19 protein-coding genes and 1 pseudogene are annotated in these 23,406 nt (G+C 59.7%); 17 read left to right on the top strand and 3 right to left on the bottom strand.

Annotated features, from left to right (window positions below; translation table 11 throughout):
• The first annotated feature begins 184 nt into the window (after positions 1-184).
• The 4 genes and pseudogenes from hflK to HQ945_RS10710 all read left to right on the top strand — a co-directional run.
• Positions 185-1,291: an FtsH protease activity modulator HflK gene (hflK, locus tag HQ945_RS10725; protein WP_027231857.1), complete on the top strand. Its 1,107-nt coding sequence runs from the start codon at positions 185-187 to the stop codon at positions 1,289-1,291.
• The gene (hflC, locus tag HQ945_RS10720) at positions 1,288-2,232 is read left to right on the top strand and encodes a protease modulator HflC (protein WP_113280294.1); all 945 of its coding nucleotides are present in this window, start codon (positions 1,288-1,290) and stop codon (positions 2,230-2,232) included. Before hflK ends, hflC begins: the two co-directional genes overlap by 4 nt.
• Positions 2,233-2,244: 12 nt before the next feature.
• A complete protein-coding gene (locus HQ945_RS10715) occupies positions 2,245-2,430 on the top strand; it encodes a DUF2065 domain-containing protein (RefSeq protein ID WP_113280295.1) in 186 nt (61 codons plus the stop codon).
• 261 nt (positions 2,431-2,691) lie between these two features.
• Positions 2,692-4,089: pseudogene (locus tag HQ945_RS10710) on the top strand (DegQ family serine endoprotease); the annotation flags it as partial.
• Positions 4,090-4,116: 27 nt separating this feature from the next.
• Here HQ945_RS10710 and serB read toward each other — a convergent pair.
• Positions 4,117-5,004 (bottom strand): phosphoserine phosphatase SerB, encoded by an 888-nt coding sequence (serB, locus tag HQ945_RS10705; RefSeq protein WP_113280297.1) that lies wholly within the window; start codon positions 5,002-5,004, stop codon positions 4,117-4,119.
• A gap of 6 nt (positions 5,005-5,010) precedes the next feature.
• On the opposite strand from serB, the gene miaA reads away from it, so the two are divergent.
• Positions 5,011-5,913 carry a tRNA (adenosine(37)-N6)-dimethylallyltransferase MiaA gene (gene miaA, locus HQ945_RS10700; RefSeq protein WP_425500651.1) on the top strand — a complete coding sequence of 301 codons (903 nt, stop codon included), beginning with the start codon at positions 5,011-5,013 and terminating at the stop codon, positions 5,911-5,913.
• On the opposite strand, the gene HQ945_RS10695 is transcribed toward miaA, so the two are convergent.
• A complete protein-coding gene (locus HQ945_RS10695; protein WP_113280299.1) occupies positions 5,914-7,812 on the bottom strand; it encodes an ATP-binding protein in 1,899 nt (632 codons plus the stop codon). It lies immediately after the preceding gene.
• A gap of 382 nt (positions 7,813-8,194) precedes the next feature.
• Here HQ945_RS10695 and HQ945_RS10690 point away from each other — a divergent pair, with 382 nt between their 5' ends.
• From HQ945_RS10690 to ilvC, 12 genes are all read left to right on the top strand, one after another.
• Positions 8,195-10,000, top strand: a complete 1,806-nt coding sequence (locus tag HQ945_RS10690; RefSeq protein WP_113280300.1) for an acetolactate synthase 3 large subunit — start codon at positions 8,195-8,197, stop codon at positions 9,998-10,000.
• A 22-nt stretch (positions 10,001-10,022) separates the two neighbouring features.
• Positions 10,023-10,595, top strand: coding sequence for an acetolactate synthase small subunit (gene ilvN / locus HQ945_RS10685; protein WP_027231850.1), 573 nt, complete (start codon positions 10,023-10,025; stop codon positions 10,593-10,595).
• A gap of 131 nt (positions 10,596-10,726) precedes the next feature.
• The gene (locus tag HQ945_RS10680) at positions 10,727-11,320 is read left to right on the top strand and encodes a LysE family translocator (RefSeq protein WP_027231849.1); all 594 of its coding nucleotides are present in this window, start codon (positions 10,727-10,729) and stop codon (positions 11,318-11,320) included.
• Between the two features lie 38 nt (positions 11,321-11,358).
• The gene (gene nthA, locus HQ945_RS10675; RefSeq protein ID WP_113280301.1) at positions 11,359-11,979 is read left to right on the top strand and encodes a nitrile hydratase subunit alpha; all 621 of its coding nucleotides are present in this window, start codon (positions 11,359-11,361) and stop codon (positions 11,977-11,979) included.
• Positions 11,976-12,635 carry a nitrile hydratase subunit beta gene (gene nthB / locus HQ945_RS10670; protein WP_027231847.1) on the top strand — a complete coding sequence of 220 codons (660 nt, stop codon included), beginning with the start codon at positions 11,976-11,978 and terminating at the stop codon, positions 12,633-12,635. Before nthA ends, nthB begins: the two co-directional genes overlap by 4 nt.
• On the top strand, positions 12,622-12,984 hold the full coding sequence (locus HQ945_RS10665) for a nitrile hydratase accessory protein (RefSeq protein ID WP_281358735.1): 363 nt from the start codon (positions 12,622-12,624) through the stop codon (positions 12,982-12,984). The genes nthB and HQ945_RS10665 overlap by 14 nt, the downstream gene beginning before the upstream one ends.
• A gap of 1 nt (position 12,985) precedes the next feature.
• Entirely contained in the window at positions 12,986-13,432 is a 447-nt protein-coding gene (locus HQ945_RS10660) for a hypothetical protein (RefSeq protein WP_036814422.1), read from the top strand.
• 61 nt (positions 13,433-13,493) lie between these two features.
• Positions 13,494-14,621, top strand: a complete 1,128-nt coding sequence (locus tag HQ945_RS10655; RefSeq protein ID WP_027231844.1) for an ATP-dependent DNA helicase — start codon at positions 13,494-13,496, stop codon at positions 14,619-14,621.
• 125 nt (positions 14,622-14,746) lie between these two features.
• A complete protein-coding gene (locus HQ945_RS10650; protein ID WP_113280303.1) occupies positions 14,747-15,487 on the top strand; it encodes a pyridoxine 5'-phosphate synthase in 741 nt (246 codons plus the stop codon).
• A gap of 205 nt (positions 15,488-15,692) precedes the next feature.
• Positions 15,693-17,558, top strand: coding sequence for a potassium transporter Kup (locus tag HQ945_RS10645; RefSeq protein ID WP_228019398.1), 1,866 nt, complete (start codon positions 15,693-15,695; stop codon positions 17,556-17,558).
• A 178-nt stretch (positions 17,559-17,736) separates the two neighbouring features.
• A complete protein-coding gene (locus HQ945_RS10640; protein WP_036814419.1) occupies positions 17,737-18,396 on the top strand; it encodes a TetR/AcrR family transcriptional regulator in 660 nt (219 codons plus the stop codon).
• A gap of 20 nt (positions 18,397-18,416) precedes the next feature.
• Entirely contained in the window at positions 18,417-19,436 is a 1,020-nt protein-coding gene (gene ilvC / locus HQ945_RS10635; protein ID WP_027231841.1) for a ketol-acid reductoisomerase, read from the top strand.
• Between the two features lie 72 nt (positions 19,437-19,508).
• Here the strand turns inward: ilvC and HQ945_RS10630 are convergent, their stop codons facing one another.
• On the bottom strand, positions 19,509-23,228 hold the full coding sequence (locus HQ945_RS10630) for an autotransporter domain-containing protein (protein ID WP_174208073.1): 3,720 nt from the start codon (positions 23,226-23,228) through the stop codon (positions 19,509-19,511).
• Between the last annotated feature and the right edge of the window lie 178 nt (positions 23,229-23,406).

Genomic DNA, 23,406 nt, shown 5'->3' with positions numbered 1-23,406 from the left:
TATAAACTGCGCGCGATATGAAAATATCGTGATAAGGAACCATAATCGTTCGGCTTTTTACCAAATTCGCGCGAAATCCGGCCGCGCGCGTTGAAAGCGTGCCCTGCCATCCCTATAAACGGGACATCGTGACAGTGGGAGGAAGCCAAGGGGTTGGCGTTTTCCTTCAAAATATGAGGTAGGAATGCCCTGGAGTAATCAGAACGGCGGCGGCGGCCCATGGGGTGGCGGCGGTAACAATAGTGGTGGTGGGGGTCCATGGGGCCAGAAGCCGCAAGGGGGCGGTGGCGGTAATCCGCCGGACCTCGAAGACATACTCCGTCGCGGTCAGGATCGTTTGCGTCAGGCTCTGCCTGGGGGTTCCGGCGGCAGCCCTGCTTTTTGGGGGATTGCAGCCCTCGTTCTCGTTGCTTTCTGGCTTTTCCAGTCGGTCTATACGGTGCAGCCGGATGAGCGCGCCGTTGAACTGCGCTTCGGCAAGCCGAAGCCCGATATCGCCGAACCTGGCCTGCATTTCCATTTCTGGCCGATCGAATCCTATGAAAAGGTCGAGATCGTCGAAAAACAGAAGAACATCGGCGGTCAGGGCGCACGCGGCGCCAAGGAAGGCCTGATGCTATCGGGCGACCAGAATATCGTCGACGTCCAGTTCTCCGTGCTCTACCGCGTTTCCGATCCTGTCGCCTATCTCTTCCATGTCGAAAACCCGGAGAATCTGGTGCAGCAGGTGTCCGAGAGCGCCATGCGCGAGATCGTCGGCCGCAGTCCGGCGCAGGACATTTTCCGTGACAATCGTGCGGGCATTGCCAACGACGTGCGCGGTATTATCCAGAAGACGCTCGACGATTATGGCGCTGGCATGCAGATCAATGCCGTATCGATCGAGGATGCGGCACCGCCGCGCGAGGTTGCGGATGCCTTCGACGAAGTACAGCGCGCCGAGCAGGACGAAGACCGTTTTGTCGAAGAATCGAACCAGTATTCCAACCAGAAACTCGGTCAGGCCCGCGGTGAGGGCGCACAGATCCGCGAAGATGCGGCCGCCTACAAGAACCGTATCGTGCAGGAAGCTCAGGGTGAGGCGCAGCGCTTTACCTCTGTCTACGATCAATATGTGAAGGCGCCGGAGGTTACCCGCAAGCGTCTTTTCCTCGAAACAATGGAGCGTGTCCTGAAGGACTCCAATAAAGTGATTGTCGATCAGAGCGGCCAGGGCGTCGTTCCTTATCTGCCTCTGACGGAACTGACCAAGCAGCAGCAGCGTCCGGCAGCCGAGGGGGCGAAGCAATGACCCAGAACCGCCTCCCCATCATCGTCGGCCTCATCGCACTAGTCGCCTTGCTGGTCTATTCGTCGATCTTCGTCGTTCGCGCCGGTCAGCAAGCCATCGTTCTGCGCTTCGGCCAGATCGTCGATGTGAAATCCGATCCTGGCATCTATTTCAAATTGCCGTTCGGCTTCCTCGAGGCCGACAATGTCCAGATGATCGAAGATCGTCTCCTGAGCTTCGAACTCGACAATATCCGCGTGCAGGTCTCCGGCGGCAAGTTCTACGAAGTCGATGCCTTCCTCGTTTACCAGATCACCGACCCGCGTAAGTTCCGGCAGACCGTGTCGGGTGACGTTACACTGGCGGAAGCCCGCCTGCGTACCCGTCTCGATGCCTCGTTGCGTGGTGTCTATGGTTTGCGCGGTTTCGAGGCTGCGCTGTCTGATGAGCGCGCCGGCATGATGCATGAGGTACGTGAACAGCTGCGTCCCGATGCGGAATCGCTTGGCCTTAAGATCACCGACGTACGTATACGACGGACTGATCTCACCCAGGAAGTCTCGCAGCAGACCTTCGACCGGATGAAGGCGGAGCGCCTTGCGGAAGCCGAACGCCTGCGCGCCCGCGGCCGTGAAGCAGCCCAGCGAATCAAGGCGATCGCCGACCGCCAGGTGGTCGAGATCATCGCCGAAGCCCGCAAGGAATCGGAAATCATGCGAGGCGAGGGCGAAGGTGAGCGCAGCCGCGTCTTTGCCGAAGTGTTCTCCAAGGATCCGGATTTCTTCTCGTTCTACCGGTCGATGACGGCCTATGGCACCGCTCTCGACAATACTGGAACGACGATGGTGCTTTCGCCCAATTCCGAGTTCTTCCGCTATTTCCAGAACTCGAATGGAAACCTTCCTCCGGTGAGCGGCGCCACCTCGCCGGCGCCGGCCGCTCCTGCGCCTGCCCCGCAATAGGGGCAGGCTCTCATGGTAGACTTTCTCGATGCCGTAGGGCTGTTCCTCGTGTTCGAGGGCGTGCTCTACGGCTGTTTTCCCGTGGTAGCCAAGCGCGTCGCACGCGACGTCAGCGAGCAGCCTGACGGGTTCCTGCGGATCGCCGGCGTGGCGGCGGTGGCGATCGGTGTTGCCATCGTCTGGCTTGCACGCAGATAAGTGGTCAAGGCCGCCGTTCATCAAACCTTTGTGTCGGCGGCCATATTTTTGTCTACTCTCACCGTTCTGTTGTATTATTTCCACGTTAACCGATAGGGGACCGAACGCATGGTTCTAAACACTGGTCGCACCTTCTTCCGTTCCACCACGGCAGCAGCGGCGCTGATTGCATTGGTTGCAGCGGGCACTACTCCCTTGTCGGTCAATCACGCATTTGCGCAGGCGCAGGCGGCGCCGGTACCGAACAGCCTGCAGCCGCGGGCTCAAGGTCCAGCTTCCGTCGCTGATCTTGCCGAAGGGCTTCTTGACGCCGTGGTCAACATTTCGACCTCCCAGACCGTCAAGGGTCAGGATGGCGAGTCAGGTCCGGTACCCATGCCGAAGGTTCCGGAAGGCTCGCCCTTCCAGGAATTCTTCGATGAGTATTTCGGCAAGCAGAAGCCCGGACAGAACAATCCCTCGCATCAGGTCCAGTCGCTTGGCTCCGGCTTTGTGGTCGATGCGGCGCAAGGCATCGTCGTCACCAACAACCACGTGATCGCCGACGCCGACGAGATTGAAGTCAATTTCAACGACGGCTCGAAGCTCAAGGCAGAACTCGTCGGCAAGGATACGAAGACTGATCTTGCCGTGCTGAAGGTCGATCCGGAGAAGCACAAGCTCGTTGCTGTCAAGTTCGGCGATTCCGCCAAGACGCGGATCGGCGACTGGGTTATGGCCATCGGCAATCCGTTCGGCCTCGGTGGCACGGTTACGCTCGGCATTGTCTCGGCGCGCAATCGCGATATCAATTCCGGACCCTATGACAACTTCATTCAGACGGATGCGGCCATCAACCGGGGCAATTCCGGTGGCCCGCTGTTTGACATGTACGGTGAGGTGATCGGCATCAACACTGCGATCATTTCGCCGACCGGCGGGTCTATCGGCATCGGCTTTGCCATTCCGGCAGAGCTTGCCTCCGGCGTCATCGCCCAGTTGCGCGAGTTCGGTGAAACCCGCCGTGGCTGGCTTGGCGTGCGCATTCAGCCGGTTACCGACGAGATTGCCGAAAGCCTCGGTATGCCGTCGAGCAAGGGCGCGCTCGTCGCCGGAATCATCGATGGCGGCCCCGTCGCCGATGGTTCGATTCTTGCCGGCGACGTGATCACGCGTTTCGACGGCAGGGAGGTCAACAATGTCAAGGACCTGCCGCGCGTGGTCGCGGAGAGCCCGGTTGGCAAGGAAGTCGATGTCGTCGTCATCCGCAAGGGCAAGGAGCAGACCGTCAAGGTCAAGCTCGGCAGGCTCGAAGATACCGATCAGCAGGCCAAGAAGGATGATCAATCCAGTCAGGGCGAGGACAACAATGCCCTGCACGGCGTCGATGTCCTCGGCATGACCCTCGGGTCGCTCGACGATGACAGCCGGAAGTCGTTCGGCATCGCCAAGGAAGTGCAGGGTGTTCTCGTCACCGAAGTGCAGAAAGACTCGATTGCCGCCAACAAGCGTATCGAAGCCGGCGACGTCATAGTCGATATCGCGCAGGAAACGGTTTCGACGCCTGAGGACGTCGCGGCACGCATCGAAAAGCTGCGCGACGAGGGCCGCAAGAACGCGCTGCTCATGCTGGCTTCAAAAACCGGCGAGTTGCGGTTCGTTACACTGCAGATGGATTGATGGAGCGCGGCGGGCTAGCCCGCCGCCTCAAATTACGAAATCTGTCTTGCGGTAACCTTGCACGTAAAGCAGGGCTGTCAGGTCACCGTGGTCGATGCGAACGCGTGCCTGCTCGGCAACGACAGGCTTGGCGTGAAGCGCCACGCCGGTTCCGGCAAGCTGCAGCATGCCGAGGTCATTGGCTCCGTCGCCCACGGCAATCGCTTCACTTGGCGACAGGTTGAAACGGTCGCAGATCGATTTCAAGGCGGCGACCTTCGCCTCGCGGCCAAGAATGGGCTCCCGGACTTCGCCGGTCAGCATCTTTCCGTCGTCAAGCAATGTATTGGCGCTGTTTTCGTGAAAGCCGATCATATCGGCTATGCGCTGGGTGAACACCGTGAAGCCGCCGGAAACGAGGGCGGTATAGGCGCCGAATTTCTTCATCGTCCGCACCAGTTCAGGACCGCCCGGCATCAGCGTGATGCGGCTGGCAATGACCTTGTCGATGACACTGTAGGGGAGGCCCTTCAAGAGCAAAACACGTTCGCGCAAGGCTGGCTCGAAGGCGATCTCCCCGTTCATTGCCCTTGCCGTGATGGCCGCAACCTTGTCGCGCAGGCCTGCTTCCTCGGCGAGTTCGTCGATGCATTCCTGCTGGATCATGGTGGAGTCCATGTCAGCAATCAGGATCTTCTTGCGCCGTACATCCTGGTCCTGCACGATGATATCGATGGGGCTGCCGCCGAGCGCATCCGCAAGCAGCGCATGGGCCTCAGTCGGGTCGGTGCCATCTTTCAGCGCAATATCGCAGGCGATTCCATCGGCCAGCCAATAAACACCTGTTGCATTGACCGCCGCCGAGGCTTTAATCCCGAGCGAAGGCGAAAGGCCCGCCATGGCGGGATTTGCGATGAGGGTGGCCATCAAAGGCATGGGACAATTTCCGATCGGGCGGTTGATGTGACAAGACAGGCGATCCTGATAGCTGGACCGACGGCAAGCGGCAAGTCGGCGCTTGCGCTTCGTTTGGCAAGGGAAGCGGGCGGGGTGATCGTCAACACCGACTCAATGCAGGTCTACGACATATTGAACCTTCTGACCGCGCGGCCGAGTGCCCACGACCTCGAGATCGCGCCACATTATCTCTACGGCCATGTTCCGCCTGCATTTTCCTATTCGACCGGCCGCTGGCTTGCAGATGTCGAAGCGCTGCTGGGGCGTGCGGAACTGTCAGACAAGCCTGTCGTATTTGTGGGCGGCACAGGACTTTATTTCCGGGCGCTTTTGGGCGGGCTCTCGGCCATGCCGGATATTCCCGCAGAAATCAGAGCGCACTGGCGGCGTCATGACGCGGAGCACGGAGCCAACAAATTGCATGCGATCCTTGCCGGGAAGGACCCACTGGCTGCATCGATCTTGCGGCCCTCGGACAGCCAAAGGATTGTGCGTGCGCTGGAGGTTATCGATGCATCGGGCCGTTCTATCGTGGATTGGCAAAAGGAGACCGGACGCCCGCTGATCGATCCCCGGACGACGCGCAAGATCGTCATCGATCCGGACCGGGCGTGGCTCGGCGAGCGCATTGCCATGCGCTTTCAAACCATGATGACATCGGGCGCGATCGAGGAGGTCTCCCAACTGCTGGCCCTGCAACTGCCAAACGAATTGCCTGCGATGCGGGCGATCGGTGTCAAGGAGATAGCGGAAGTCATTGAAGGCAGGTCGAGCGCCGAGGAAGCGGCCAATCGCGCCATTGTCGCCACGCGCCAATATGCCAAGCGGCAAATGACGTGGTTTCGCAACCAGCTCGGCGACGATTGGGAGCGCCTGGCCTATCCTTGATCAGGGCTTGTCGGTGCGGAAGGTGCGGATGAGATCGCTGGCCCGGAAACGTTCGCTACTTTCCTGCTGCGGCTTGGCTTGCTCGTCATTGCGCATCGCCGCATCGAGCGTCCGCCATTGCGCGCGCACGGGATCTGTCGCGACTGGTGGTTGAGGACGTGGCGCTGCAAACGATTGCGGCGTCGCGTGAGCCATTATCCCATCCAGATCGTCGAAGTCGCTGTCGTCGCCACTGTTGTTTTCCGCGGCATTGAGCTGGCGCATGCGCGTCAGGATCATGTCGAGCGAAACATGTGTATCGCCAAGCCGGGACGATTGCTGGGTCCTTGCCATGTGCGCGGCAGGCAATTGATCCGGCGCAATCGTCTCGAACATCATGCGCATCGGGGTCGGAACAGCTTCCCCAAAGGCTATGGCCTCGCGATTGGCGATGGACGAAAGAAACCCGATCGTACTCTGCGACGCGCCTGTAATGGCGCCGCGAATGATTTCCTGGTCGCGCTCATTGCCGAGCCGCATGGCGAAGACCGTGCTGCACTGAGACAGGATCGTCGGGTCGAGTTCGCCCGGGCGCTGCGTGATGACGGCAAGATAGACGCCGTATTTGCGTCCCTCCTTGGCAATGCGGGCAACGGCCTGGCGCGTCGGCCAGAAACCGCCATTTGGATCGGCAGGAATATAGCGGTGTGCTTCTTCGCACACGACAAGGGTCTGCACGCGCCCGTCGCTCGAAAGTGCAAGGTCAAACGCCAGGCGGCATAGTACCGACGCAACGGAGTTCACGACTTCGGATGGCAGGCCGGCCAATTGGAAAACGCAGATCGGCCGGTCGTTCTTCGGTATGCGGAATATGTGGCCGATCGTCTGGCGCATCGTGTCCATGGTCGTCGGCGCCGAGAACATGAAGCGGTAGCGCGGATCGGCGACAAGCGCCTGCAAGCGCTGCTTCAGCGCTTTCATCGTCGGCCGGTCCGGCTTGCCTTCGAGCTGGCCGATACGCTCATCAATAAGCTTTATCAGGTCGGTGATCCGGTACGGCGAGGGCGTATCGGCCGTCATGGAAGAATAATCGCGGTCCTTTTTGAGGAGCGATGCGCTGGTAGTTCCTTCCGCGCTGGCAAAGCGCTCCTTGGCGAGCGGGATCAGATCACGCAATATATCGACTTCCGCTGCAACCGATGGGCGCCCGCGGAAGACTGCCTCGGCGAATTCCTCCAGCCGGAACAGCCAGTACGGCAGGTCGAATGTGGTGTAATCGATCGAAATGGCGTGCTCGGGAAACGCACTTGAAAATTCATTGTGCGGATCGAGGATCAGGACGCGCAGATCGGGACGCTGGGCGATAATCTTGCGCAGGAGCAGCGAGACCGCACTAGACTTGCCGACGCCGGTGCTGCCGAGGACGGCAAAATGGCGCGATACGAGGCTGTCGATGGAGATCAGGGCGGGAATATCGGCATTTTGCGACAGGTGACCGACCGACACGGTGTTGGTCATCGTAGCGTTATAGATTGCGGCGAGGTCTTCCGAGCGAATACGGTGCCCCACCGCTCCCATATAGGGATAGGTGGCGATGCCGGAGGAGAACCGCAGCGTCCCGTCGCTGAGCGTATCGACCTGCCCGACGAGTTCGATGTGGACGTGAATGATCTGGTCTTCGCCAGGTTCCCATTGGGCGTTGGGAAGATCGACCTTGTAGACAAGGCCGACAACGCGGCTGTGAGCGACCTGTATCGAGATGAGCTGGCCTACCGTCCAGTAGTCCTCCGACGCAGAGACGGATGGTCCGGACTTTGCATGGATGATCGCCTTTTCGCCGTTGCACTCGATGACATGACCGTCGGTTCGATTGCGAAGGAAGGGACGGGGCTGCTGGGAAGGCAAAGCTTCTGAACTCATTGGCGGCGTTCAATCCTGGGCGAGGAGGAATACTGATATCGTTCACAACAACCCTAAGCTGAGACGCATTGAGATTATGTTAGCCCGGTAGTTTGCATTTGAACGATTTGCGCAGGCGCCTTGCCTCAATCGCGATTCATTTGCCAAATCCCTGCATTTTTGCCGTTGACGGATGGAAAATGCCAAATTATCGTCCGCGACCATGAAAACAGTTCTTATCGTCGTGGGATCGCGCATGGGCAGGGTGTTGTAAGCACCCGGCGAAAGCTCCCATGCGCGAAACACAGGCTCCTTCGGGGGCCTTTTTTATTACCAGCATCTCAGTTAAACGAAATCATCTTCTGAAGGGCCGAGAGCCACAGGATCGAACGGGAAGAGACCGATGACCGCAGAAAAACAGGATAGTGACAGCCACGCATCGAAACGACGCGAAATGACCGGCGCCGAAATGGTCGTCCAGGCGCTTATCGACCAGGGCGTCAAGGATATTTTCGGTTATCCGGGCGGTGCTGTCCTTCCGATCTATGACGAGCTCTTCCAGCAGGACAAGATCAATCACATCCTCGTGCGTCATGAGCAGGGCGCGGGCCATGCGGCCGAAGGTTACGCCCGCTCGACGGGCACGGTCGGCGTCATGCTGGTAACCTCGGGTCCCGGCGCGACGAATGCGGTGACGCCGCTGCAGGATGCGCTGATGGACTCGATCCCGCTTGTCTGCATCAGCGGCCAGGTTCCAACCAGCCTGATCGGCTCCGACGCGTTCCAGGAATGCGATACGGTCGGCATCACGCGCCCCTGCACCAAGCACAATTGGCTGATCAAGGACGTCAACGATCTGGCGCGCGTACTGCACGAAGCCTTCCACGTCGCCAAGACCGGGCGGCCCGGTCCGGTTCTCGTCGACATTCCGAAGGACGTCCAGTTCGCGACCGGCATGTATACGCCGCCGGAAACCGCGCCGCGCACCAGCTACAACCCTAAGGTCCAGGGCGATATCGAGGCGATCAAGCAGGCGGTTGCGCTGCTCGCCTCCGCGAAGCGTCCGGTCATCTATTCGGGCGGCGGCGTCGTCAACTCCGGCGATGAAGCCAGCAGGCTTTTGCGCGAACTCGTGGAGATCAGCAATTTCCCGATCACATCGACGCTGATGGGCCTTGGCGCCTATCCGGCATCGGGCAAGAACTGGCTCGGCATGCTCGGCATGCATGGCACCTACGAAGCCAACATGGTCATGCACGATTGCGATGTCATGCTGAATATCGGCGCGCGTTTCGACGACCGCATCACCGGCAGGCTCAATGCCTTTTCGCCGAACTCGAAGAAGATTCATATCGATATCGATCCGTCTTCGATCAACAAGTCCGTTCGCGTCGATATTCCGATCATCGGCGATGTCGCCAACGTCCTTGAAGACATGGTGCGCCTGATGCGCGCCTCGTCGGTCCAGCCGGACAAGAAGGCGATCGGCGAATGGTGGTCACAGATCGACAAGTGGCGCGCGCGCAAATCGCTGTCCTATACGCGAAACAAGGACGTGATCATGCCGCAACATGCGCTGGAGCGTCTCTACGCGCTGACGAAGGATCACGACACCTACATCACGACCGAGGTCGGCCAGCACCAGATGTGGGCGGCGCAGTTTTACGGCTTCGAAAAACCCAACCGCTGGATGACGTCCGGCGGGCTTGGGACGATGGGTTATGGCCTGCCGGCAGCGCTCGGCGTGCAGATCGCGCATCCGAATTCGCTGGTCATCGATATTGCCGGCGATGCTTCGGTGCAGATGACGATGCAGGAGATGAGCGCGGCGGTGCAGTACAATGCGCCGATCAAGATCTTTATCCTCAACAACCAGTACATGGGCATGGTGCGTCAATGGCAGCAACTGCTGCACGGCAACCGCCTGTCGCATTCCTATACGGAAGCCTTGCCCGATTTCGTCAAGCTGGCGGAGGCCTATGGCGGGCACGGGATACGCTGCGAGAAGCCGGGCGACCTCGACGATGCGATCCAGGAAATGCTCGACGTCAAGAAGCCGGTCCTCTTCGATTGCCGCGTCGCCAATCTTGCCAACTGCTTCCCGATGATCCCGTCCGGCAAGGCGCACAATGAAATGCTGCTGCCCGATGAAGCAACGGACGAAGCGGTCGCCAATGCCATCGATGCCAAGGGCAGGCAGCTCGTTTAACCGAACCGGAGAAAGAAATATCATGAACGCGCAAAACCTTGCCTCCGGCTCGGCCTACTTCATCGCCAAGGAGACCGAACTACCGGTAACGACGGTCCTATCGGTACTCGTCGACAATGAGCCGGGCGTCCTTGCCCGGGTGATCGGCCTCTTCTCCGGACGGGGCTACAACATTGAGAGCCTTACGGTTTCGGAGACGGAGCACGAGCAGCACCTGTCGCGCATCACCATCGTGACGCGCGGCACGCCGCATGTGCTCGACCAGATTCGCCACCAGCTCGAGCGCATCGTGCCGGTGCATCGTGTCGTCGACCTGTCGGTACGTGCAGGCGAGCTTGGCAATGAAAAGCCGATCCAGCGCGAACTCGCCCTGGTCAAGGTTGCCGGTTTCGGCGACAACCGCAATGAGGCGCTGCGCCTCGCGGAAGCATTTCACGCCAAGGTCGTGGACGCCACTGTCGAGCACTTCATTTTTGAGATAACCGGCAAAGGCTCGAAGCTTGACCAGTTCATCGCCATCATGAAGCCGATCGGCCTTGTCGAGATCTGCCGCACGGGTGTGGCTGCGATGAATCGCGGCGCACAGGGCATGTAATCTCCAATGGAATGGCGCCAGAGGTCAGGGATGCGCAATTGTATCCCTGACAAGATACGCGTTGAGCCGGATATCGAGCGGCCATATAGTTTGGGCCATTCATTTATACTCCATTTATACATGGTTAGATCATGACGCTCGAAATTTTCCTGACGCTGCTCGTCTTTGCCTTTGTCACCTCCATAACCCCCGGTCCGAACAATCTGATGCTGCTGACATCGGGTGTGAATTTCGGTTTCAGGCGAACGATTCCGCACATGTTCGGGATCGGCAGCGGGTTCTTCACCCTGCTTATCGCGGTAGGGCTGGGCCTCGGCGCGCTCATCCACAATTTTCCGCTGGTATACACTGCCCTCAAGTTCGCCGGCGGGGCCTACCTCGTCTACCTTGCCTACAAGATCGCGACATCGCGGTCGCTTGGCACGGTCGACAGCAATGCACGGCCGATGACGTTTTTCGAAGCCGCTGCGTTCCAATGGATCAACCCTAAAGCCTGGGTCATGGCCGTTACCGCCATGGCGACCTACACCTCGTCGGATGCCTATCTGCTGACGGTTCTCATCGTCGGTATCGCTTTTGCCATCGTCAACGTCCCTTCGGTGTCGAGCTGGGCAGCGTTCGGCCAGATGATGCGGGGATGGCTCGCCGATCCCGTCCGGCTTAAATGGTTCAACATCACGATGGCGCTTCTCCTCATTGCGAGCCTCTGGCCAATGCTGAAGTGAGCTTGCACCGGGGCAGGAAAAGGTCTTAAGATTTTTCCATGGCACACGATCACCCCGAGCATCACCACGACAACGAACTCGATCCCATGGCCGCGCGCGTGCGGGCGCTCGAGACGATCCTGACAGAGAAGGGGCTCGTCGATCCGAAGGCCATCGATGCGATTGTTGATACCTACGAAACGAAAGTCGGCCCGCGCAATGGCGCAAGGGTGGTTGCCAAGGCCTGGTCCGACCCGGAATTTTCCGGTTGGCTGCAACGCGACGCCACCGAAGCGATTTCCTCGCTCGGCTATACCGGGCGCCAGGGCGAACATATGCAAGCGGTGTTCAATACCTCCGATACGCATAACCTTGTGGTCTGCACCTTGTGCTCCTGTTATCCGTGGTCGGTGCTCGGCTTGCCGCCAGTATGGTACAAGGCGCCGCCCTATCGCTCGCGGGCAGTGATCGATCCGCGCGGCGTGCTTGCGGAGTTCGATCTCGTTCTCCCCGAGACGACAAAGATCCGCGTTTGGGATTCGACTGCCGAGCTGCGCTACCTCGTTGTCCCCCTGCGTCCGGCGGGTACCGAGGGTTTCAGCGAGGAACAGCTCGCCGAACTCGTCACACGGGATTCGATGATCGGCACCGGGCTGGCACTGACCCCGGAGGCGGCATGAACGGCCCGCAGGATCTCGGTGGGCAAATGGGATTCGGCCCGGTTGCGCCGGAAAAGGACGAGCCGCTGTTTCATGCGGAGTGGGAAAAGCGTGCGCTCGGCCTGACCATAGCCGCCGGGGCAATGGGGCATTGGAACATCGATGAAAGCCGGCACACGCGCGAAAGCCTGCACCCTGCGGATTATTATTCGTCCACCTATTATGAAATCTGGATCAAGGCGCTCGAGCGATTGCTGCAGCGTCATGGTTTCGTATCGCCCGAGGAACTTGGCAAGGGTCATGCCACAGGCAAGGGCACGGAGCCGAAACGCGTCCTCAAGGCGGAAAACGTCGCCGCGGCCCTGGCGAAGGGTGGACCCTGCGACCGGCCGATGACTGCGCCGCCGCGCTTTTCGGCGGGTGACAGGGTGCGAACACATAATTTCAATCCGCAGACGCATACGCGGCTGCCGCGCTACGCCCGCGGCAAGGCAGGAATCGTCGAGGCTGTGCGGGAGGGCTTCGTCTTTCCGGACACCAACGCCCACGGCAAGGGCGAGAATCCGCAATTCGTTTATACAGTGACCTTTCCCGCTGCTGAGATTTGGGGTGACGGGGCCGACCCGACGCTGACAGTCAGCATCGATGCCTGGGAGAGCTATCTTGAGCCTGCGTGACCTGATCACGCACTCCAAGGGTCTGCCGTCGCAGGGCGGCAGTCCTGCCTTTGTCGAGCCATGGCAGGCCGAGGCATTTGCCATGGTTGTTGCCTTGCACGACAGGGGCCTGTTTACCTGGGATGAATGGGCGCATGCGCTCTCGGCTGAATTGAAGCGCCCTGGCGCGCTGGAGGACGCCAGCGATTACTATCATTGCTGGCTTGAGGCCCTGGAAACCCTTGTCGTCACGAAGAATGTTGCGGCAAGAAGCGAAGTAGAAGCGCTTGCCGCATCCTGGCAACGCGCCGCCCACGCGACGCCGCACGGCGAGCCCATCAGACTTGAAAACGACCCGGATCGATCCTGAAATGATGATTTCCCTGAACCTGCGCCGGAAGGCGTTTCTCCTTCTTGCGTGCGCAATGCTTGTTCTTGGGGGCGCCGCCATGGCGCAGGAAGACAATTGGCCAACGTCCAGCGAAGACGATTTGCGCAAGCTTATCACTGGGGCGACGCTGACGGGCGAAGTGAAGGCCGAGCCGCCGTTCAATTTCAGTGAATTCCTTGCCTCCGACGGAAAGTCGCGCGGCAAGATGATCGAATGCTGCAAGCCGGAGCAGGTCGTCAGCAACGGCATGTCCTATGCGGGCGAGTGGACGCTGGAGAAGGACAATCTGTGCGTTACCTATGAAGGTGAAGCGGACAAGATCTGCTGGCGCCTCCAGGTGAAGGGCGACCGGTTTCGCATGACCGACCAGAAATTCGGTCGGGTCGGCGAGGGGCAGATCCGGGCGGGAAATCCCGATAATCTATAGTATAAGCCGATACCGCGGCATTTTCCTTGCCCTTTGGCGGCGAATCCTGTCAGTCAGACCCATGCAATTATCTCCGCAACAGGACGAAGCGCTACGAGCGGTTTCGACATGGCTGAAGGAAGGGCGACGGCCGATCTTTCGCCTGTTCGGCTATGCCGGCACCGGCAAGACAACGCTCGCCCGCTATTTCGCCGAACATATCGATGGCGACGTCCAGTTTGCAGCCTTTACCGGTAAAGCGGCGCAGGTGCTGCGCTCGAAAGGCGCGGCCAATGCACGGACGTTGCATTCGCTGATTTACCGGCCGCGCGGCGAAGAGGCTGTCGAAGACCAGACGACGGGTAAGACCAGTATCGCGCCGACTTTTTCGTTGAACCGGCAAAGCCCCGTCGCCAAGGCCAAGCTCATCGTCGTCGACGAATGCTCGATGGTTGATGAACAGCTTGGCAAGGATCTGCTGAGTTTCGGCACGCCCATTCTTGTTCTCGGCGATCCCGGGCAGTTGCCGCCGATCTCCGGCGGCGGCTTCTTCACCGAGCACGAGCCGGATTTTCTCTTGAGCGAGATTCACCGGCAGGCGCGGGATAATCCCATCATCCGGCTCGCACTCGACGTGCGCGAGGGTCGCGAATTCGGCTATGGCGACTATGGCGCGGCCAAGGTCATCTCCAAGACCGACGTGACCCAGGACCTCGTGCTTGGCGCCGACCAGGTGCTGGTCGGAACGAACCGCACGCGCCGCCGCTACAACCAGCGCCTGCGCGAACTCAAGGGCTTTTCCGCCGCCTTTCCGCAGGCTGGCGACAAACTGGTTTGCCTGCGCAACGACCCGGCCAAGGGATTGCTCAATGGCTCGCTGTGGAAGGTTATGACCTCGTCGCGCGAGACCGTGAAGCCGGGCATCAACCTTCTCGTTTCACCCGAAGACGAGGAACCGGGCAGGGGCGTTGCCAAGATCAAGCTCCTTAAGGCGCAGTTCGATGACCCCGACGCCGAAATTCCATGGCAGACGAAAAAGCGCTTCGACGACTTCGACTATGGCTATGCGCTGACGACCCACAAGGCGCAGGGTTCGCAATGGGACGATGTCGTGCTCTTCGACGAAAGCTTTGCATTCCGCGATACCCGCGAGCGCTGGCTCTATACGGCCATCACCCGCGCTGCCGAGCGGTTGACGGTTGTCCGGTAGGGCCGACCATGCGTCCGTGACATGGATCGTTCAAATTTCGATCGGGCCTTGAACGAATTACCAATGTCTTATGTCGTATTTCTCAGATAGAACTGTGTGAGACGTTCCTGCGTGGAAATTCGACGATGACTGCAACACTTTCCGTCAACCTCAACGCTATTGCGATGCTGCGCAACCGCCGCGACCTGCCGTGGCCGAGCGTGACCGGCCTCGGGCGCATAGCGCTGGCGGCCGGAGCGTCCGGCCTGACGGTTCACCCCCGACCGGACGAGCGCCATATACGTTTCTCGGATCTGCCCGAGATTCGTGCGCTCATCGACGATGAGTTTCCCGATGCGGAATTCAACATAGAAGGCTATCCGACGGCGGAGTTTCTCGAACTCGTCGCCAGGAACGAGCCGGAACAAGTGACCCTCGTTCCCGACGATCCATCGCAATCGACCTCAGATCACGGTTGGGATGTCGTCGCGAAGGCAGATTATCTGCGCCCGATCATCGCCGGGCTGAAAGAGCGCGGCGCGCGCGTTTCCCTGTTCATCGATCCCGATCCGGAAGCGCCGGCCGGCGCGCAGGCACTGGGGGCTGACCGCGTCGAACTCTACACTGGTCCCTATGGCGGCGCCTTCGACGATCCGCGCCGTGCGGCCGAAGAGCTTTCGAAGCTGGAAGTCACCGCCGCGGCAGCTGCGAAGGCGGGAATAGCGGTCAATGCGGGACACGACCTGACCGTCGCCAACCTGCCGCCTCTGGTCAAGAAAGTGCCAAATCTGGTTGAAGTTTCAATAGGTCATGGCCTGACCGCCGACGCTTTGACCCACGGAATGTCGCGCTCTGTGGAAAGATTCCTCGATGCGCTACGAGCTTAGCCCCTTGATAAGGGTGCGCGATTTGATTTGCCATGCGTTTTTGCATACCGTGAGTCTAGAGCTATGAAGAAATGGCGATTGATATTGCGATGCAACACGGCTAACTCGTCCGCCCACGCTGTCAGAGCGAGGAAAAAATTGCATGAGTGACCAGCAATTGGCTGACGAGAACTACTACAAAGATCCCGTCACCCATGACCCGGATATGCATCACCACAAAGAGACGTTTCCGGTACTTGTGCTTGGGGCACTCGGCGTCGTCTATGGTGATATCGGCACGAGCCCGATCTATGCTTTCCGCGAGGCGCTTCATGCTGCTTCCCTTGATGGAAGCCTGAGCCGGACTGACGTGCTCGGCGTCGTCTCGATGATCTTCTGGGCCCTCACGGTCATTGTCACCATAAAATATGTGCTTTTCGTGCTGCGCGCCGACAATGACGGCGAAGGCGGCATTCTTTCCTTGATGGCCTTGGCACGGGCGAGCTTCAAGACTCGCCCGCAACTTATTCTGGCCCTCGGGATTATCGGCGCGTCGCTGTTTTACGGCGATGCGGTGATCACGCCGGCGATTTCCGTGCTTTCGGCGGTGGAAGGCCTTGAGATCGTCACGCCCACGTTGGAGCCGTTCATCGTCCCGATCACGCTGGTCATTCTGCTGACGCTGTTTTCCATCCAGCGCTTCGGTACGGCGCGTGTCGCGACCGTTTTCGGTCCGATTACCTTGCTCTGGTTCCTTGCCCTCGGCTTCTTCGGTCTTTGGCATCTCGCCGATGATCTGAGCGTCTTTGCCGCAGCCAATCCGGTCTATGCCTTCGAATACATCATCGACAATCCGGCTACCGCCTTCCCAACCATCGGTACGGTATTTCTGGCCGTCACCGGTGCGGAGGCGCTTTACGCCGACCTCGGGCATTTCGGTCGCAAACCCATAGCCACGGCGTGGATGTGGGTCGTTTTTCCGTGCTTGCTCTTGAACTATTTCGGTCAGGGCGCCTTCATTCTCGCGCATGGCGATGCGGCCAAGAATCCGTTCTTCGAAATGTTTCCGAACTGGGCGCTTCTGCCCATGGTCATTCTCGCCACGATGGCGACGGTCATCGCCAGCCAGGCGGTCATCTCGGGTGCCTATTCTCTGTCGCGCCAGGCCGTGCAACTCAATCTCCTGCCGCGTCTGAATATCGAGCACACCTCGGAGAAACAGTCTGGCCAGGTCTATTTGCCACGGGTCAATGTACTCCTCGGCCTCGTCGTCATCTTGCTGGTTCTGGGCTTCGAGCGCTCGTCCAATCTTGCATCGGCCTATGGCATTGCCGTCACCGGCAACATGCTGGTCACGACGACCCTGCTTTTCATCGTCATGCTCCGCATCTGGAAGTGGCGTCTTTGGGTCGCAATCTGCCTGACGCTTTCCTTCCTTATCATCGATCTGACCTTCGTCAGCGCCAATCTGATCAAGGTCGTCGATGGTGGCTGGGCTTCGCTCGTCGTCGCCTTCCTGATCATCCTCGTCATGTTCACCTGGGTGCGCGGCAGCCGCCAACTTTTCGAAAAGACCCGCAAGGGCGAAGTGCCGCTTGATCTGATCTCGCGCAAGATGGCCGAAAACCCGCCGACGCTGGTTCCCGGTACGGCCGTCTTCCTCACCGGCGATCCAAAGAGCACGCCGACGGCACTGATGCACAGCCTCAAGCACTACAAGGTCTTGCATCAGAACAATGTCATCCTCACCGTCATCACCGCGCCGACGCCGCTGGTAAAGAAGAGCGAGCGCGTGCGGATCGAGCCGATCAACGACCTGTTCATGCGGGTGACGCTGACCTTCGGCTACATGGAGCGTCCCAATATTCCCCGCACCCTCGCCATCTGCCGCAAGCAGGGCTGGAAGTTCGACATCATGACGACGTCCTTCTTCCTGTCGCGGCGCTCGCTGAAAGCTTCGGCGCGGTCCGAAATGCCGCGCTGGCAGGATCGGCTTTTTATTGCCCTTGCTCGCACCGCAAGCGACGCGACGGAGTATTTCCAGATCCCGACCGGGCGCGTCGTCGAGATCGGTACGCAGGTGAATATTTAGAACCTGTTTAGTCTAGGACATGATCGAGGCGGAGTCCGGCCGGGGTCACCCCGGCCGCCAACGCCTCGCCGATACATTCTTTATCGAAAAATAATTGCGCCATCGCGCTTGCCAAATACCCTGCATCGTATTAGAAACCCGCCGTAACGTACGGTACGGTACGGCAGGGAGTTAACGCGTGCACCCCACAGTCGATGTCAGCGAAAGCGGATTGACCGAGCGTCAGAAGGACGTGCTCGATGCGGCGCTCGCGCTTCTCGTTGAGGCGGGCGACACGCTGACGATGACAAGCGTCGCGCGTCGTGCCAGTTGCTCGAAGGAAAGCCTCTACAAGTGGTTCGGCGACCGCGACGGTCTTTTGACCGCAACGGTGCAATGGCAGGCCCTGAAGGTGAGGGGCGTGCCGGTCGATCCCGAGGCATTCAACCTTGCCTCGCTGACCGCGGGGCTCGAAGGCTTCGCTGCCGATTGGCTGCGTGTGTTGTCGGGCAATATTTCGGTCGCGCTCAACCGGGTCGCCGTTGGCCATGCCGGTAGCGACAAGCACGATCTTGGCGCGATCGTGCTCGAAAACGGCCCATTCGCCATGGCGCGGCGCTTGAAGCCCCTGCTGCAGCTTGGGCGGGAGACCGGCCTTTTGGAATTTCAGGAAACGGACGAGGCGTTTCGCACTTTCTTCGGACTTGTCGTCCGGGATGTGCAAATCCGGTTGCTGCTCGGCGACCGGCTCGGATTGAACGAGACGGCGATCGACCGTGACGCAAGGCGAGCGACACAGCAGTTTCTGGCTCTCTACGGAATTAACACCAACCAGGCCCGGAACGGCCACCAATCCTAACCAAGGGAAGGAATAGATCGATGCGCGTATATTATGACCGCGATGCGGACATCAACCTCATCAAGTCGAAGAAGGTTGCCATTATTGGCTATGGTTCGCAGGGCCGCGCCCATGCGCTGAACCTCAAGGACTCCGGCGCCAAGGACGTGCGCATTGCGCTTCGCCCCGGCTCCGCCACCGCCAAGAAGGCCGAGGCTGACGGCTTCCAGGTCGTCAGCGTTGCCGAGGCTGCAAAATGGGCCGATCTGATGATGATGGCAACGCCGGACGAGCTCCAGGCCGACATCTACAAGGAACATATCGCCGACAACATCCGCGATGGCGCTGCGATCGCCTTCGCGCACGGCCTCAACGTTCATTTCGGCCTTATCGAGCCGAAGAAGAGCGTCGACGTCGTCATGATCGCCCCGAAGGGCCCGGGCCACACGGTACGCGGCGAATACCAGAAGGGCGGCGGCGTTCCCTGCCTCATCGCCATCCATCAGGATGCTTCCGGCAATGCGCATGATCTCGCGCTTTCCTATGCTTGCGGCGTTGGCGGCGGGCGTTCGGGTGTCATCGAGACCAATTTCCGCGAAGAGTGCGAAACCGACCTCTTCGGCGAGCAGGTAGTCCTGTGCGGCGGTCTGGTCGAACTGATCCGCGCCGGCTTTGAAACGCTGGTCGAGGCTGGCTATGCGCCGGAAATGGCCTATTTCGAGTGCTTGCACGAAGTGAAGCTGATCGTCGACCTCATCTATGAGGGCGGCATTGCCAACATGAACTATTCGATCTCGAATACGGCCGAATGGGGCGAATATGTCTCGGGTCCGCGCATCATCACCGCCGAGACCAAGGCCGAGATGAAGCGCGTTCTGAAGGATATCCAGACCGGCAAGTTCACGTCCGACTGGATGCAGGAATACAAGGCCGGCGCATCGCGCTTCAAGGGCATCCGCCGCATGAACGACGCCCACCAGATCGAGGAAGTCGGCGAAAAGCTGCGCGGCATGATGCCGTGGATCGGCAAGAACAAGCTGGTCGACAAGGCCAAGAACTAAGACATTATCGTCTGAAGCAGGAAGGCCGGCGGAGCGATCCGCCGGCCTTTCTTGTCTTGCTACATGTGTGGATCAGAACCTGACGGTCAAATCGGCCTTGACGGCATTGTCGCTCGCCGCCTTCGAGAACTGCCCGACATAGCTCAAGCCAAGCGTGGTGTTCTCTCCGATGCCGACATCAAAGCCGGCTTCGACGATGCCGGTGTCCTTGGCGATCGGCAGGCCCTCGACGCTGAACGCCTGCCCGGATGCAAAGGCAAGGCTTGCCTCCGGGGTCAGGTTGCCGACAACATGGTTCCAGCCGAGCATGCCGCGGGCGGTCAGAACCGTGGTTCCGGTCAATTCAAAAGCACGGGCGGCGCGGATACCCAGCGTCGTCGTGCCGATGTCGGTGGCGTCGGCCCCGCCGGAAAGGCCGCTGATGTCGCCATCCTCGGCAAAATCGCCGCCAGTCACATGCACGTAGCTTGCCCCGGCAAAAGGCTCGAACGATGCATGGGCAGTATCAAGACGATAACCGAGTTCGCCAAAGGCGACGAAGGTTTGCGCGTCATAATCGGCGTCGTGCTCGTTCGAAAGTCCCATGAAACGGGCGTCACGACTGGTCTCAATCTCGTTCTGGGCAAAGGCTGTACCCAATCGCAGACCGAGCCGGTCCCATTGCGTTCCGCCGTAGAGCCCGATCTGGTAGCTGTCGACATCCGCCGAGCCGGAGGCCGCATTGAGCGAGGTATTGCCATAGCCGGCAAGAACGCCAAGCCGCCAGCTGTCGGCGACGATGCCGTCAAGCCCGGTCACGAAGCCGCCAATGTTGCGGCTATAGCCATCGGCATTGCCATTGCCGTCAGCATCGGCCCAACTGCCATAGGCTTCGGCCCATAGCGCCGTCGTTGCAGGACCTGGCATTGCCGCAGCAATCGCCTCGCTGCTCCCGCGCTTTTCGCCCGGCCCATAGGCCAGGGGTGCGGCCACGGCCTGATCCTTGGTGCTGACACCACCGAAGGCGGTGCGCACGCGGCTTGTCGCGGCATTGCTGATAAAGTCGGCATCCTTGGCAAGAACGCCGGAAAGTGTTGCATGCACTTCGCCGGACAGGGCGTCGTAATCGGGGATTTCGTTCGCCGCCGTGAACAGGACAAGGTTATAAAGTGGGTCCCCTTTGTCCATGGCGTTGATCGCACCCGCTACCGCCTTCTGGTTTGTGGTGACCGCGTCGAAGCCGACATCGATATGATGATTGAGCGTTATCGCCTCGGAAACCGTGGGCTGCACTGTCGGCACCAGCACATCCGGGGTGATTTCGGGCTTCGGCTTCTCGACAAACCGGACAGTACGGTCATAGGCGCTATCGGAACCGGTGACGGCGGAAAGATATTTGTATTCGGGTTTGGCCGCCTCGAAATCGCCGGTGATACCGCCACCGGAGGTCAGGATCACATGCGATTTGCCGAGAAGATCAGTCATTTCCGCTTCGTTGAGCAGCGCGGGGCTGCCTTCGAGCCGCACCGAAACGACGCCGCCAAGGAGCGTCGTCTTGCCGCTGACGGCAAGAAGATCGGCATTGGCGCCATCGGCGCTGATCTCGACATCGAAATTGCTGCCCTTGTCGAAGGTCGCATCGCCGGCGACGCTGAGCGTACCGATCGAGTTGCCCGGGGAGACGGTGCCGCCGCTGTGGGCGGCGAGGCTGGCGATCGTGCCAGCGCCGCCGAGCGTGCCGCCGGCATTGATCGTGACGCCGGCCGCCGTGCCATCGACGCTTAGCATGCCGGTATTATTGACGATCGAGGCCGATGTAATCGAGCCTTCCTTGCTGATGCCAAGCAGGCCGCCATCGACAATCGTCGCGCCGGAGTAGGTGTTTTTCCCGGTCAGCCACAGGCTGCCTGCACCGGATTTGGTCAGGCCGCCGTCATAGACCTTTCCGGAAATCGCGGAGATGCGGGCTTCGTTGACGGCGAATTCGGAGCGAAGCATCGAGAATTTCTCGGAGGCTGCTGCGGCGGCCAAACTGGCGTCACTGGGATAGGCAGCGATGAATTGCTCGAAGTCCGTCGGTGCGCTGAAGGTTTGGTACCAAGGGTAGTGATTTGACGCCCAATTCGGATTCGCCTTGTCGTAGATGGAGAGGAGCTGAGCCCCTACTGGATGCTCTTTGAGAGAGGCCAAGGCGGCTGCCAATTTGGCGGCGGTGTAGTTGTCTTTGACATTGGCGCTGATTGCGGCCTTGAGTAAGTCCTTGGCCGTTGTGACTTCTGGCAAAAAAGCCGTCGCCGTCTTGCTCTCGATGTCGGCGGGGAGGCCATCAGGATAGCCGAGTGCCTTCTTGCGCTCCGGCCAGGCACGAAGCGCGGTTGCGAGTTCGGCCTTTTCCTCGAGCTCGCGCTGCTTCAGTGCCGCGTCGGAGATATCGTTGTTCCACACGTCGCCGGTACCGCCCGGCAGGTTGGCGTTGAAGCGGCCAAGAAACTGACCGGGGCCTTTCATCGCCTTGTCGAGATCGGGCGTGCCCCAGCCATAGACCTCGTTGGGCTGGTCGACCGGGCCGTCGCCGAGATGCTGCGCCGTGGTCAACAGCACGTCGCGCGCCTGTGCGTTGGTCATGTAGGAATATCGCTGCATCACCAGCGCGAGCGAGGCGGCGGCAGTTGGCGCCGACATCGAGGTGCCGGAGGAGCCCCCGAAGACCGGGACACCAGCGTAGGGGGAGAAAGTCGTGCTGTAGGCCGATATCGGGGTGCTGATGCAAAAGTATTTCGCGAGGCCGCACTTGTTGCCGCTTTGCCCCTGTTCTCCATTCTTGAAGGAAGTGCCGCTCACGGCGAGCCAATAGGGCTCGAGTTCAGGACGGAAATAGGGCAGGGCGGCGCGGATCGACGGGTTGGCGGCGCCGGCATTGCCTGAAGCCCAGACTTGAATCAAACCGTATTGCTGGGCGACTTCGGCGGCGCCGTCAAGCCAGGATTTCTGGGCGGACAGTCTCCCGTAAGAGGCAAATAGCCCTTCCTTGCTGTCGTAATTATCAATCGCAGGTGGATTGCCCCAGCTACTGTTGATGATTCTCACGCCCTGTGCGCCGAGATTGCCGTAGGCGGCTTTGAAGTAATTGTAGTCGGCGTTCGGACCGTAATAGGAACTGCCGTCGTTGCCGCCACTGTTGCTGACATATAGCGTGCTATCGAACGCGATGCCCATCATGCCCTTGCCGTTGCGCTGTGCAGCGATCTCGCCGCCGACATGAGTTCCGTGATTGTCGTTGATATTCTTGTCGTAGACGCCCGGTACTGAGAACGGAGTCCCTGCCTGGAATGGGCCTGTTGAGAGCGAGCCGTTCGCAGCATAAACCCCCTCCGTCAGGACGGGGATGACGGCGCTGAGATCGGGATGGATGGCCAGAAAGCCGGAATCCACCATGCCGATCTTTATGCCTTTGCCCGTGATCCCCCGCGCATAGGCATACTGGGCCTTCAACGCCGCTAGATGCGTGGCTTGAGGCAAATCGCTTTTTTTCACCCCAACCTCCGGATGGAGCTTCTTGTCTTCAGGTGTGCCCCCCGGATCGGCAGTCCATCTGGCGTTAAATTCGCGATCGTCAGCCCAACTCTGGACGGCAGCGTCGAAATCGTCGGTCTTGGTCCCGTCGGCGTTGAAATACTTCCCCGTCTGCTGGGCAAAGCTGCCGGAGCATGTGGCGGTGAGCACCACTGCGATGAGAGCGGTGCTAGTCAAACATTTGCGAAAGATGATGTTCCGACGTGCGGAAAAGGCCGCACCGAGCGCATGAAAAGACATTAAATAGTTCCCATTCTTATTATTGAATAATCAGAAATTAAGCATGCAACGATAGCTCCAGTAGAAATTCAACCATTGCTTCCGTCAAGGGAGAAATGTGCGAATGAAAGCACATGTGACAGAATAATCACAAGAGTATAGTCGTATAGCTAAAGTATAATAAGAGGGGTATCACCCT

The sequence above is a fragment of the Phyllobacterium pellucidum genome, from assembly GCF_013327855.1.
In the GTDB taxonomy this organism is placed as follows: domain Bacteria; phylum Pseudomonadota; class Alphaproteobacteria; order Rhizobiales; family Rhizobiaceae; genus Phyllobacterium; species Phyllobacterium pellucidum.
Note: the sequence above shows the minus strand (reverse complement) of the source record. Positions and strands in the feature narration are given on the sequence as shown.